The sequence below is a fragment of the Polaromonas sp. genome (assembly GCF_029945925.1).
GTDB lineage: Bacteria > Pseudomonadota > Gammaproteobacteria > Burkholderiales > Burkholderiaceae_C > Polaromonas.
On sequence record NZ_JAQSDN010000037.1, the window covers coordinates 1 to 13,591 of the forward strand.

A 13,591-nucleotide genomic window follows, 5' to 3' on the forward strand; every position below is an offset into this window, starting at 1 on the left:
CCCCACTCGTTGTCATACCAGGCGACGATCTTGACGAAGGTGCTGTCCAGCGCGATGCTGGCGTCGGCGTCGAACACGCTGGTGCAGGTCTCGCCGCGGAAGTCGGTGGCCACCACCTTGTCTTCGGTGTACCCGAGGATGCCCTTCAGGGCGCCTTCACTTTGCGCTTTCATCTCGGCGCAGATTTCTTTCAGCGTGGCTTCCTTGTTCAGCTCGCAGGTCAGGTCCACCACCGACACGTCGGAGGTCGGCACGCGGAAAGACATGCCGGTGAGCTTTTTGTTCAGCTCGGGAATCACCACACCGACGGCCTTGGCCGCGCCGGTGCTCGAGGGAATGATGTTTTCCAGGATGCCGCGGCCGCCGCGCCAGTCCTTGTTGCTCGGGCCGTCCACGGTTTTCTGGGTGGCGGTCGCTGCATGCACGGTGGTCATCAGGCCGCGCTTGATGCCCCATTTGTCGTTGAGCACCTTGGCCACGGGCGCCAGGCAGTTGGTGGTGCAGCTGGCGTTGGAGATGATGGCCTGACCGGCGTAGGTCTTGTCGTTGACGCCGTAGACGAACATCGGGGTGTCGTCTTTCGACGGGGCCGAGAAAATGACTTTTTTGGCGCCGGCGGCCAGGTGTTTTTCACCGGAGGCCTTGTCCAGGAACAGGCCGGTGGCCTCGAGCACGATGTCGGCGCCGATCTCGTTCCACTTCAGGTTGGCGGGGTCGCGCTCCTGGGTCAGGCGGATTTTCTTGCCGTTGACGATCAGGGTGTTGCCTTCGACGGAGAGCTCGCCCTTGAAGCGGCCGTGCACCGAGTCGTACTGCAGCATGTACTTGAGGTACTCCGGCTCGAGCAGGTCGTTGATGCCGACGATCTCGATGTCGCTGAAGTTCTGCACGGCGGCACGCAACACGTTGCGTCCGATGCGGCCGAAGCCGTTGATACCCAGTTTGATGGTCATGAACATTTCCTTGAATAAAAAGTGAGCTTTGCGCTCGCTGACAGTGCGCCGGCAGCTATCAATTCAGTAGCGCCGAGCAGTCGGCAATAACCCGGTCCGGCGCGCAGGCGGCTATCGGCTGGCCCATGTTGTAGCCGTAGGGCAGCGCCCAGACCGTGACGCCGGCGTTACGCGCGGTCGCCACGTCGATGCTGGAGTCGCCGACGAAGAGCGCGCGGTGGCGCGGCGTGCCAAACTGCGCAAGACAACTTTCAATGCCTGCGGGATCCGGCTTTTTGGTAGGTAGCGTGTCGCCGCTGACCACGCAATCGAGCAGCGGCATCAGCTGGTGGGCGTTCAGGACCGTGGCCGTGTAGCGCCCTTCCTTGTTGGTCACCACCGCCAGCTTGGCGCCCCTGCTGCGCAGCGCCGTCAGGGCTTCGCGCACTTGGGGGTAGAGGTGGCTGCGCGTGCCGCAGCGGCTCTGGTAATGCTTGTCGAACTCTGCTGCAATCAGCGCCAGGCTGGCGCTGACACGTATGGCCGCAGCATCTGTTTTTTCGCTGCAGGCCAGCGCCTGGATCAGCAGCTCACGCGTTCCGTGGCCAATCCAGTCATTGACTTGCTGCTGCGCCACCTCGGGCAGGTCGAAGCGGCGCAGGGTGTCGTTGACGGCATCGCAGATTTCAGGCGCGGTTTCGATCAGCGTGCCGTCGAGATCAAACATGATCAGGTCAAAAGCGTTATTCATCATTTGTTCTGGCTCAGGTGGAGGACAGCACGATCTGATCGGACAGGAGCCCATTGCCCCGCTCGTCATTGCCCAGCCACACTTCGCGGCGATGGGCGGCGCGGTGCGTCAACGTGCGTACAGCTTCCACCACGCGCTGGGTGGTGATGCCAAAGTGGGCGTACAAGTCCCTGGCTGGGGCGGATTCGCCGAAACTGGCGATGCCCACCACCATGCCGGTGCGGCCCACGTACTTGCGCCAGAAATCGGGATGCGCCGCCTCGATGGCCACCGTCGGCAGGTTGAGGGGCAGCACCAGCGCCTGGTAGGCCTCGCTCTGGCGGTCAAACACATTGGTGCAGGGCATGGACACCACACGGGTGGCAATACCCTCGCCCGCCAGTGCCGCCTGCGCCTCCATGGCCAGCGAAGTTTCCGAGCCGGTGGCCACAATCACGGCCTGCACCCCCTCCATGTCGGACAGCACATAGCCGCCGCGGCGGATGCTGCCGGCCATGCCGGCGACGGTCAGGCGCGGCAGGTTCTGGCGCGACAGGCACAGCGCGCTGGGGCCGTCTTTGCGCTCGATCGCACAAGCCCAGGCCACCGCCGTTTCCAGCCCGTCCGCCGGACGCCACACGTCCAGCCCCGGGATGATGCGCAGACTGGGGATGTGCTCCACGCTCTGGTGCGTGGGGCCGTCTTCGCCCAGGCCGATGCTGTCGTGGGTGAACACGTGGATCACCCGCAGCTTCATCAGCGCGGCCATGCGAATGGCGTTGCGGCTGTAGTCGCTGAAGGTCAGGAAAGTACCGCCGTAAGGGATGTAGCCACCGTGCAGGGCCATGCCGTTCATGATGGCCGCCATGCCGAATTCGCGCACGCCGTAACTCATGTGGTTGCCCCCCTGGTCGCGCCCGGCCTTGATACAACCCTTGAAGTTGGTCAGGTTGGATCCCGTCAGGTCGGCACTGCCACCGAAGAACTCGGGTACCAGGGCGCTAAGCGCGTCGAGCGCGTTCTGGCTTGCCTTGCGGGTGGCGACGGCGTCCGGCCTGGCAGCGATAGCGGCCAGCAGCTCCGGCAATTTGTCGGCAAAGGCGGGCAGCAGATCGCCCGCCACGCGGCGCTCGAACTCGGCCGCCTCCAGCGGGTACTGCGTGCGGTAGGCCTCAAAGCGCACGCGCCAGGCACGCTCGGCCACCTGGCCGCGTTCGACGGCGTTCCAGGCCGTGGCGATGTCCGCCGGCACGTCAAAGGGCGCAGCGGTCCAGCCCAGCGCTTCGCGCGTGGCAGCCACTTCGGCGGCACCCAGTGCGGCGCCGTGCACGTCGTGCGTACCGGCCTTGTTGGGCGAGCCCATGCCGATCACGGTTTTGCAGCAGATCAGCGTCGGCTTGCCATGGGGCAGAACAGCCTGGGCCTTGGCGGCACGCATGGCCGCATCAAGCGCCACCGGGTCGTGCCCGTTGACGGCGGGGATCACGTTCCAGCCGTAGGCTTCAAAACGCTTGGGCGTGTCGTCGGTGAACCAGCCTTCCACATGGCCGTCGATCGAGATGCCGTTGTCGTCGTAAAAACCCACCAGCTTGGACAGGCGCAGCGTGCCGGCCAGCGAGCAGGCCTCGTGGCTGATGCCCTCCATCAGGCAGCCGTCACCCATGAACACATAGGTGAAATGGTCCACGATGGTATGGCTGGTTTCCTCGTCTTCGCGGTTGAACTCGTCGGCGAGCAGCTTCTCGGCCAGCGCCATGCCCACCGCATTGGCGAGGCCCTGGCCCAGCGGGCCGGTGGTGGTCTCCACGCCGGGCGTCACGCCCATTTCGGGGTGACCCGCCGTCTTGCTGTGCAGCTGGCGGAAGTTCTTCAGCTCGTCCATCGGCAGGTCGTAGCCGGTGAGGTGCAGCAGCGCATAGATCAGCATCGAGCCGTGGCCGTTGCTCAGTACAAAACGGTCACGGTCCGGCCAGTGCGGGTTGGCTGGGTTGTGCTTGAGGTGCCGGTTCCACAGCACCTCGGCGATGTCGGCCATGCCCATGGGCGCGCCGGGGTGGCCGGATTTGGCTTTTTCGACCGCATCGACGGCGAGCATGCGGATGGCGTTGGCCATTTGCCTGGCCATGTCGGGTGTAGGCACGTTCATGTCAGGAAGCCCTCTTTTTGCGTTCCATCATCCGCCACACAAAGGGCGTGAAGATCAATTGCATGGCCAGTTCCATCTTGCCGCCAGGCACCACGATGGTGTTGGCGCGGGACATGAACGAGTCGTTGATCATGCTGCGCAGGTACTGGAAATCGATACCTTTGGGGTTGGCGAAACGGATCACCACCATGCTCTCATCGGGCGAAGGAATGTCGCGTGCGATGAAGGGGTTGGAGGTGTCCACCATAGGCACGCGCTGGAAGTTCACGTGCGTGTGCATGAATTGCGGGCAGATGTAGTTCACGTAGTCCGGCATGCGGCGCAGGATGGTGTCGGTCACGGCCTCGGTACTGTAGCCACGCTTGGACTTGTCGCGGTACAGCTTCTGGATCCACTCCAGGTTGATCACCGGGACCACACCGATCAGCAGGTCCGGGTGCTGGGCGATGTTGACCTCGGGCGTGACCACAGCGCCATGCAGGCCTTCGTAGAACAGCAGGTCGGTGCCGGCCGGCACGTCTTCCCAGGCCGTGAAGGTACCGGGCTGCTGCTTGTAGGGAGCGGCCTCTTCCGTGTCGTGCAGGTACTTGCGGCGCTTGCCGGTGCCGGTTTCGCCATAGGCGCGAAACAGCTCGGCCAGTTCGGGAAACAGATTGTTTTCCGGCCCGAAATGGCTGAAGTTGTTGTTGCCCGCCGCCTCGGCCTCGGCCGCTTTGGTCTTCATGTCCTTGCGGTCGTAGCGGTGAAAGCTGTCGCCTTCGATGATGGCGGCATTCACATTCTCGCGGCGGAAGATGTTCTCGAACGTGTGCGTGACCGAGGTGGTGCCGGCACCGGACGAGCCGGTGATGGCGATGATGGGATGGCGTTCAGACATGGTGCTGTCTCCGTAAGTCAAAAATTTATTTGGCGAAAATGCCTGCAGCCCTTATGGCCGCTGCGGGATCAGCTATCTATTCAATAGCATTTCGGCAGCCGGCACGGACCATCAGACGCGGAACAGGCTGCGTTCGGCAAACAGCGGATTGGTCTGCTCGGTCTTGACGGGCTCGGCGTGGTAACGCTCGATGCGCTCCACCTCGCTCCTGGAGCCGAAGACCAGGCCGATGCGCTGGTGCAGCGAGCCCGGCTTGACGCCCAGCATGGGCTGGTGCCCGGTCGAAGCCCGGCCGCCGGCCTGCTCCATGAGCATGCCTATCGGGTTGGCCTCGTACAGCAGCCGCAGGCGGCCGGGTCTGGAGGCGTCTTTGGTATCGCGCGGATAGAGGAAAACACCGCCGCGCATCAGAATGCGGTGCGCCTCGGCCACCATGCTGGCAATCCAGCGCATGTTGAAATCCTTGGCGCGAGGCCCGGTCTTGCCCGCCAGACACTCATCCACATAACGCTTGACCGGCGCCTCCCAGAAGCGGCTGTTGGAGGCGTTGATCGCGAACTCCTGGGTATCGGCCGGAATCTGCATCTTCGGATGTGTGAGCATGAATTCGCCCAGGTTCGGATCCAGCGTGAAACCATTGACGCCATCGCCCACCGTGAGCACCAGCATGGTGGTAGGGCCATACAAGGCGTAACCTGCGGCCACCTGGCTGGCGCCGGGCTGCAAAAAATCAGCCTCGGTCACATCGCGACCGCTGTCTTCCACCTCTTGCGGTGCGCGCAGCACCGAAAAAATGCTGCCGACGGAGACATTCACGTCGATGTTGCTGGACCCGTCCAGCGGGTCAAACACCAGCAGATATTTGCCGCGCGGGAACTGCCCCGGAATCTGGTACGGCAAGTCCATCTCTTCAGACGCCATACCCGCCAGATTGCCCGCCCATTCGGTACGCCGGATAAAAACATCGTTGCTCAGCACATCGAGCTTTTTCTGCGTCTCGCCCTGCACGTTGACGGAGCCGCCCTGCGCGGCTGCGTGGTTGCCCATCACGCCCCCCAACTCGCCAAACGCGACAGCGCGGGCAATGCCTTTGCAGGCCAGCGCAACGTCCAGAATCAGGGCATTGAAATCGCCACTGGCACAGGGGAAGCGGCGGCGCTCCTCGATCAGGAATTGGGTCAGGGTGGACCGGTTGGCGGTTAAAGGCATCGCAATTCTTTCAGGGATGGTGTTGACGCAGGAGTTCAGAGCGAGGCGGCCTGGCGGCGCAGCTCGCGCATGACGCCGTGGTAGCCGCCATCGGCATCGGGCGCGCCAAACACGGCGCTGCCCGCCACGCAGGTGTCGGCGCCGGCCTGCACGATCTCGGCGATGTTGTCGGTCTTCACGCCGCCATCGACTTCCAGCCAGATCGGCTGGCCACCGCGCGCCTGGTGCGCCGCTATGCGCTGACGCACGGTCCGCAGCTTGCCCAGCGTGGCGGGGATGAACTTTTGCCCGCCAAAGCCGGGGTTCACGCTCATGAGCAGCACCATGTCCAGCTTGTCCATGACATGGTCCAGCCATTCCACCGAGGTGGCCGGGTTCAGCACCAGCCCGGCCTTGCAGCCGTGTTCGCGAATCAGCGACAGCGTGCGGTCCACATGCCTGGAGGCCTCGGGGTGGAAGGTGATGATGTTGGCGCCGGCCCTGGCAAACAGCGGAATCAGTGCGTCCACCGGCTCCACCATCAGGTGCACGTCAATCGGAATCTGCACATGCGGGCGAATCGCCTCGCAGACCAGCGGCCCGATCGTCAGGTTGGGCACGTAGTGGTTGTCCATCACATCAAAGTGCACCAGATCCGCCCCGGCCGCCTCGATCGCACGAACCTCCTCGCCGAGCCGGGCAAAGTCGGCGGACAGGATGGACGGAGCCAGCCGGAGCATGGGTGTTGATGAGGTGGGGGATGTCATGGCCTGGCTTTCGGGGGGGGGTCTGTGTTGCCGCTTCAGCGTGACCGGGCCAGGCCGCCGCGCACCTGCTCGCCATGCCAGCGCCGTAATTGCGCCAGGTTCACCTGGCTCAGATCAGGCAGCACCCGCATGGCGGCCGAGAAGTCGTGATGCGCGGTGTAGCGCGTCGGCGTGATCAGGGTGGCCAGCCCCGCTGCCGTGGCCGACTGCAGGCCGTTGCTGGAATCTTCAAATGCCAGACACTGTGCCGGCGGCAGCTTGAGCGCTGCGAGCATTTGCAGATAAACCTGCGGATCCGGCTTTTTAACCGGCGCGGTGGAAGCGTCTCCAATGGCCGTGAAGTTCAAGCGCCAGTCCGGGCCCACCGCGCGGCGCAGCAAGGCCGCGATGTTGGCGGGCGAGGTGGTGGTGGCAATGGCCATCTGGAGACCGTCGGCGAGGGCTTCATCCATCAATCGGAGCACGCCGGGGCGCAAGCTGACAACGCCGTCGTTGACGGCACGTTCGTAAGCAGCGGTCTTGAGCTCATGCAGGCGGTTGATCGTGTCCTGCAGCGCCATCGCCTCCACCTCGCGCAGCGCGGGCTGGGTGGTTTTCCAATAGTGGAGCATGCGCTCCTTGCCGCCCGAGATATTCAGCAGATCGGTGTACAAGGGCTCGTCCCAGTGCCAGTCCAGCCCGAACTCGGCAAACGCCTGGTTGAAGGCCGCCAGGTGTACAGACTCGGTATCGGCCAGGGTGCCATCAACATCAAAAATCAGCGCTTGCAACATGCCAGCCGTCCTCGCAAAGGGGTGGAGCGGGCTACTCAAATAAGTAGCGACTGATTTAATTTATCGGGCATTACACATAAATTCAAATCATATTTACTAGAATATTCATCAGGTTAAACTGATTATTTACACCATTCGCAACCTGCCACCCCCTCCGGACCCGACCATGCGCACTTACACCCTCAAGCAAATTCAGACTTTCATCGAGGTCGCGCGGGACAAATCGGTCTCCAAAGCGGCAGAGCGCCTGTTTGTGACCCAACCGGCCGTGTCCATGCAGATCAGGCAGCTCGAAGATGCGTTTGGGCTGCCCCTGATCGAGCCGATAGGGCGCAATATCCAGCTCACCAGGGCAGGACAGGAGTTTTTGGTCCACGCCCTCGCGGCCATGGCCCGGTTCAAGGACCTGGAAGCCACCATGGCCGAGCATGTGGGCTTTAGCAAAGGGCGGATTGAACTGGCGGTGGTCAGCACCGCCAAATACTTCATGCCCATGCTGCTGGTGCGTTTTGGCAAGCTGTTTCCCGGCATCGAGCTGACACTGCGCATCGACAACCGGGAAAACATACTGGGCATGCTGTCACGCAACGAGGCTGATCTGGTGGTGATGGGGCGCGCGCCCAACACGCTGGACTGCGAAGCCACGGCGTTTGCCACCAACCCGCTGGGCATCGTCTGCGCGCCCGACCATCCGCTGTCGCGCCGCAAGCGGGTGCAGTTTGAGGAGCTCAAGGACACCCGCTTTGTCGTGCGGGAAAAGGGTTCGGGCACGCGTGCCGCCATGGAGCGGCTGTTCGGCCAGCACGACATGCCGATGAATGTGGTCATGGAGATGCCCAGTAACGAGACCATCAAGCAGGCCGTCATGGCGGGCATGGGTCTGAGCTTCCTGTCGCTGCGCACGGTGCGCCACGAACTCGCCGCGGGCCACCTGGCGCTGGTCGACGTCAACGGCATGCCGCTGATGGGCCATTGGTATGTGACCCACCTGAGCCAGAAAAAGCTCTCGCCGGCGGCCAAGGCTTTCAAGGCCTTCCTGATCGAGCAGGGTGGCCCGTTGATTGACTCGTGGGCATGAGGATCACTAATTCATAAGTATTTGCTGATTTGTAGACAAATAAATATGAATGTTTCTTATGAACACCTGCCTCTATAGTCAGCCCCAATACCCAACGGGCTGATCAATTCCGAGCAGTTTGACGGGCCCCAACCAACCACAGGAGAACCCGCCATGGACCAGTCCAACCGCTACGCCGACCTGAGCCTCAAAGAAGCCGACCTCATCAAAGGTGGCACCCACATTCTGGTAGCTTACAAAATGAAGCCCAAGGCCGGCTTTGGCAGCTATCTGCAATGCGCGGCTCACTTCGCCGCTGAGTCCTCGACCGGCACCAACGTTGAAGTCTCCACCACCGATGATTTCACCCGCAATCTGGACGCGCTGGTGTACTACATCGATGAAGCCACGGAAGACATGCGCATTGCGTACCCGATGGATTTGTTTGACCGCAACATCACTGACGGCCGCATGATGATGGTGTCGATCCTGACACTGATCATCGGCAACAACCAGGGCATGGGTGACATCGAGCACGGCAAGATTCACGACATTTACTTCCCGGAGCGCGCCATCCAGTTGTTTGATGGCCCAGCCAAGGACATCACCGACCTGTGGCGTATTCTGGGTCGCCCGATGAAGGACGGCGGCTACATTGCCGGCACCATCATCAAGCCCAAGCTGGGCCTGCGTCCTGAGCCATTTGCCGCTGCGGCCTACCAGTTCTGGCTGGGTGGTGACTTCATCAAGAACGACGAACCGCAAGGCAACCAGGTGTTCTGCCCAGCCAAAAAGGTGTACCCGCTGGTGTACGACGCCATGAAGCGCGCCCAGGACGAAACCGGCCAGGCCAAGATCTTCTCGGCCAACATCACCGCCGACGACCATTACGAAATGCTGGCCCGCGCCGACTTCATCCTGGAATCCTTTGGCCCGGACGCTGACAAGGTGGCGTTCCTGGTGGACGGTTTTGTCGGCGGTCCCGGCATGATCACCACCGCACGCCGCCAGTACCCGAACCAGTACCTGCACTACCACCGCGCCGGCCACGGCATGATCACCTCGCCTTCTGCCAAGCGGGGTTACACCGCCTTTGTACTGGCCAAGATTTCGCGTCTGCAGGGGGCTTCCGGCATCCACGTCGGCACCATGGGCTACGGCAAGATGGAAGGTGAAAACACCGACAAGAACATCGCCTACATGATCGAGCGCGATGAGGCGCAAGGCCCGGTTTACTTCCAGAAATGGTATGGCATGAAACCCACCACACCCATCATCTCCGGCGGCATGAATGCCCTGCGTCTGCCCGGCTTTTTCGAGAACCTGGGCCACGGCAACGTGATCAACACCTCGGGCGGCGGCGCCTACGGTCACATCGACAGCCCGGCTGCCGGCGCCATTTCCCTGCGCCAGTCGTACGAGTGCTGGAAGTCGGGTGCGGATCCGATCGAGTTTGCCAAGGAGCACAAGGAGTTTGCGCGTGCTTTTGAGTCCTTCCCCGGTGATTCCGACAAGCTGTTCCCCGGCTGGCGCGAGAAGCTGGGCGTGCACAAGTAGATTGGTGCTCGCTAAAGGAATACCTTTCCTTTGGAAAAAGTTGTGGGGGGCTTGTTGCGACAGGCTGCCTTGCGCCGCTCGTGTCCCCCGGCGGCTTGCAGCCGCCTCCTCCTTGACCTCGCTTTGCAAGACAGCCTGCCGCAACAAGCCGCAAACATTGTTGGCGCCTCATACAGATCAGATCAGTTCAATGCAGACAGACGGGCAAAACCGATCGCCAGCAGCGTGCCTTGGGTGTCTGACGTAGCGAAGTCAAGGAGGAGGTTCGGGCAGAGCCCGGACCGGGGGACATGAGCGCAGTCGGATACCCAAGGCGTGCTGCGAGGCACACCAACCAGCTACCACTGTGATCAAACAGGAAACCGCCATGACCACCGACTACCGAATCGAACGCGAACCCTACTACCAGCAGCAGTCCAATGAAGTGACGCTGTACGAGGCAGCGTACAAAGCCCGCCTGCCAGTGATGGTGAAGGGACCGACGGGTTGCGGCAAGTCGCGTTTTGTCGAGTACATGGCCTGGAAATTGGGCAAGCCGCTGATCACGGTGGCCTGCAACGAGGACATGACGGCGTCCGACCTGCTCGGCCGCTATCTGCTGGAGGCCAATGGCACGCGCTGGCTCGATGGCCCGCTGACCACGGCGGCCCGCATCGGCGCCATCTGCTACCTGGATGAAATTGTGGAAGCGCGGCAGGACACCACGGTGGTGATTCACCCGCTGACCGATCACCGGCGCCAGTTGCCGCTGGACAAGCGCGGCGAGTTGATCAACGCGCACCCGGATTTTCAGCTGGTGATCTCCTACAACCCCGGCTACCAGAGTCTGATGAAAGACCTGAAGCAATCCACCAAGCAACGCTTTGTGGGTTTTGATTTTGACTACCCTGGCGCGGAACTGGAAACCGCCATCGTCGCCACTGAAAGCGGCACGGACCCGGACACCGCCGCCAAACTGGTGAAGATCGGCGGCACCGCCCGCAAGCTCAAGGGCCATGGCCTGGACGAGGGCATCTCGACCCGGCTGCTGGTGTATGCCGCCACCCTGATCAAGGGCGGCGTCAGCCCGGTGGATGCCTGTCGCATGGCGCTGGTACGTCCCATCACCGACGACGCCGACATCCGCGCCACGCTGGACCACGCCATTGATGCCGTCTTTGCCTGAAGGCTGATGGCGTGCGCACAGGCCCCTCAACCGAACAGATGAGCGCGTGGCGCGCGCAGCTTGACTGCGGCTTCCCGCAGGTCGCCGATGTATTTGCCGACTGCATGAGCGAGGCCGCGGCGCTGCTCACGCCTGATGGCATCCATGCCTACCTGGAACAAGGTCGTTTCCTGGGCAAGATGGGCCGCGGTGTCGAGCCGGTACTGATCTTTTTGCAGGAGTGGCCGCAGGTTGCCGCGATTCTGGGCGAGTCGGCCCTGGTGCCGATCATGGACGCTGTTCGCGTGATGACCAAGTCGCCCAACAGCCATGCGATTACACCGTTTTTACAATCGTTGGCGGCCATCGCCCGCCGGCTGCCGTCGCAGGAGCAGATGCAGCATTACCTCGATTTGACGCTGGACTACATGGAGCGCACCAGCGTCTCCATTCATGGCATCCACAAGACCTATGCCAGCCCCAGCCTGCCGGATTTTTTCCTGCAGTCGCCGCTGCTGCTGAGCCTGCTGTCGATCGAGGGCTTGCGCAATTGGATGGCCTACGGCGTGCGCAACTACAGCCACCACCCAGAGCGTCAACGCGACTACTTCAGCCTGCAGTCGGCCGACAGCCGCGCCGTGCTGCAACGCGAGCGGCACGGCACGCTGCTGGTGGACCACACGCGCAAGCTCGACTTGTATCTGCTGGGGCTGTGGCAGGACGCCGACCATCTGGTGCCCTACTCTTTAGGTTTTGACGAGCTGCGCAAGCCGATCCCCTACTTTGACCAGCTCGGCATTCGTCTGCCCGACGTTTATGACGACTGCAAAGGCATCAGCGGCCTGGACCGCTACCGCGCCGCGCTGGCCCACATGGCGGCGCACCGGCGCTGGAGCGGCGCCATTTTTGCCGACAACTACAGTCCGTTTCAGCGCATGGCGGTCGAGTTTTTCGAGGACGCGCGGGTGGAAACCCTGGCCATGCGCGAGTACCCGGGGCTGCGCCGAATTTTTCTGGCGCTGCATCCGGCGCCGGTGGAAGGTGCCTGCAATCCCGAGACCCATTCCTGCCTGCGTCATCGCCTCGCCATGTTGTCACGCGCCCTGCTCGACAAACCGCAGGCACCCACGCACGGCTACCAGGATCTGGCCCTGAATGACTTCGTGCGGCGCTTTCATGCCGTCATGGAACAAGGCGAATCCAGCACCGAGGAGATCGCCGGTCTCGCCCTGTCCTACGTCGCCAAAACCCGGCGCCAGAGCGACCAGCTGCCCAAGACTTTCTTCACCGACACCGAAGTCGATTTTCGTGATGACAACCGCCACCTGTGGCGCTTTCACGAGCTCAGTGATGACGAGGAGATGTTCGAAGAGCATCGCCAGTCGATCGCCGCCGAAGAAGTCAAGGGTCTGCCGCCGCGCCACTACCCGGAATGGGATTACAGCAGCCAGACTTACCGCCCGGACTGGGTCAGCCTGTACGAGCGACTACACCCGTCCGGCAACGCCGCCGACATCGACCAGCTGCTGGCCAAACACAGCGCGCTGGCCAAGCGCCTGAAACGCCTGCTGGACCTGCTCAAGCCCCAGGACAAGGTGCGCGTGCGCTACCAGGAGGAAGGCAGCGAACTGGATCTGGACGTGGCCATCCGCTCCCTGATTGATTTCAAAAGCGGCAGCACGCCCGATCCGCGCATCAACATGAGCCACCGCACCGACGGCCGCAACATCGCGGTCATGCTGCTGCTGGATCTCTCGGAATCGCTCAACGAAAAACCAGCCGGCTCCGACCAGACCATTCTGGCGCTCAGCCAGGAAGCCGTGTCGCTGCTGGCCTGGTCGATTGAACAACTAGGCGACCCCTTTGCCATCGCCGGTTTTCACTCCAACACGCGCCATGACGTGCGCTACCTGCACATCAAGGGCTATGGCGAACACTGGAACGACGACGTCAAGGGACGGCTGGCGGCCATGCAGGCGGGTTACTCCACCCGCATGGGGGCCGCCATGCGCCATGCGGCCCACTACCTGCAAGCCCAGAGCGCCGACAAGAAGCTCCTGCTGGTCCTGACCGATGGACAACCGTCAGACGTGGACACGCAGGACGAGCGCCTGTTGATCGAGGATGCACGGCAATCGGTCAGGGAACTCGACCAGCAGGGCATCTTCACCTACTGCATCAACCTCGACCCCAAGGCCGACGAGTATGTGAGCGACATCTTCGGCCATCAGTACACGGTGATCGACCACATTGAACGCCTGCCCGAACAGCTTCCCAAGTTGTTCATGGCGCTGACGCGGTGACGGCTGCGCTGCGGTACGATGCGGCGTCAGACCCACCGTCCAATTGCTATTATTATGATAGCTGCATACGCTTATACAACGGGGACCAAGAGCCGATATGACTAAAACATTGTTACG

The 13,591-nt window shown here is 62.3% G+C and carries 11 protein-coding genes; 4 read left to right on the plus strand and 7 right to left on the minus strand.

What is annotated here, in order from left to right; translation table 11 throughout:
• From gap to PSV40_RS11170, 7 genes are all read right to left on the minus strand, one after another.
• Window positions 1–953 (minus strand): type I glyceraldehyde-3-phosphate dehydrogenase (gene gap, locus PSV40_RS11140; RefSeq protein ID WP_300537436.1); only part of this gene is annotated, 953 nt, incomplete at its 3' end.
• Window positions 954–1,011: 58 nt separating this feature from the next.
• The gene (locus tag PSV40_RS11145) at window positions 1,012–1,683 is read right to left on the minus strand and encodes an HAD-IA family hydrolase (protein ID WP_300537437.1); all 672 of its coding nucleotides are present in this window, start codon (window positions 1,681–1,683) and stop codon (window positions 1,012–1,014) included.
• Between the two features lie 13 nt (window positions 1,684–1,696).
• The gene (tkt, locus tag PSV40_RS11150; protein ID WP_300537439.1) at window positions 1,697–3,808 is read right to left on the minus strand and encodes a transketolase; all 2,112 of its coding nucleotides are present in this window, start codon (window positions 3,806–3,808) and stop codon (window positions 1,697–1,699) included.
• 1 nt (window position 3,809) lies between these two features.
• Window positions 3,810–4,685 (minus strand): phosphoribulokinase, encoded by an 876-nt coding sequence (locus PSV40_RS11155; protein WP_293596432.1) that lies wholly within the window; start codon window positions 4,683–4,685, stop codon window positions 3,810–3,812.
• A gap of 111 nt (window positions 4,686–4,796) precedes the next feature.
• Window positions 4,797–5,894: a class 1 fructose-bisphosphatase gene (locus PSV40_RS11160; RefSeq protein ID WP_300537441.1), complete on the minus strand. Its 1,098-nt coding sequence runs from the start codon at window positions 5,892–5,894 to the stop codon at window positions 4,797–4,799.
• A 35-nt stretch (window positions 5,895–5,929) separates the two neighbouring features.
• A complete protein-coding gene (rpe, locus tag PSV40_RS11165; protein WP_300537443.1) occupies window positions 5,930–6,640 on the minus strand; it encodes a ribulose-phosphate 3-epimerase in 711 nt (236 codons plus the stop codon).
• A gap of 35 nt (window positions 6,641–6,675) precedes the next feature.
• Window positions 6,676–7,413, minus strand: a complete 738-nt coding sequence (locus PSV40_RS11170) for an HAD-IA family hydrolase (RefSeq protein ID WP_300537444.1) — start codon at window positions 7,411–7,413, stop codon at window positions 6,676–6,678.
• 166 nt (window positions 7,414–7,579) lie between these two features.
• Between PSV40_RS11170 and PSV40_RS11175 the strand changes: the two genes are divergently transcribed.
• From PSV40_RS11175 to PSV40_RS11190, 4 genes are all read left to right on the plus strand, one after another.
• On the plus strand, window positions 7,580–8,491 hold the full coding sequence (locus PSV40_RS11175; protein WP_300537446.1) for a LysR family transcriptional regulator: 912 nt from the start codon (window positions 7,580–7,582) through the stop codon (window positions 8,489–8,491).
• A 153-nt stretch (window positions 8,492–8,644) separates the two neighbouring features.
• The gene (locus PSV40_RS11180) at window positions 8,645–10,027 is read left to right on the plus strand and encodes a ribulose-bisphosphate carboxylase (RefSeq protein WP_300537448.1); all 1,383 of its coding nucleotides are present in this window, start codon (window positions 8,645–8,647) and stop codon (window positions 10,025–10,027) included.
• Between the two features lie 367 nt (window positions 10,028–10,394).
• The gene (locus tag PSV40_RS11185) at window positions 10,395–11,192 is read left to right on the plus strand and encodes a CbbQ/NirQ/NorQ/GpvN family protein (RefSeq protein ID WP_300537450.1); all 798 of its coding nucleotides are present in this window, start codon (window positions 10,395–10,397) and stop codon (window positions 11,190–11,192) included.
• A 38-nt stretch (window positions 11,193–11,230) separates the two neighbouring features.
• A complete protein-coding gene (locus PSV40_RS11190) occupies window positions 11,231–13,474 on the plus strand; it encodes a nitric oxide reductase activation protein NorD (RefSeq protein ID WP_300537452.1) in 2,244 nt (747 codons plus the stop codon).
• Window positions 13,475–13,591: the final 117 nt, after the last annotated feature.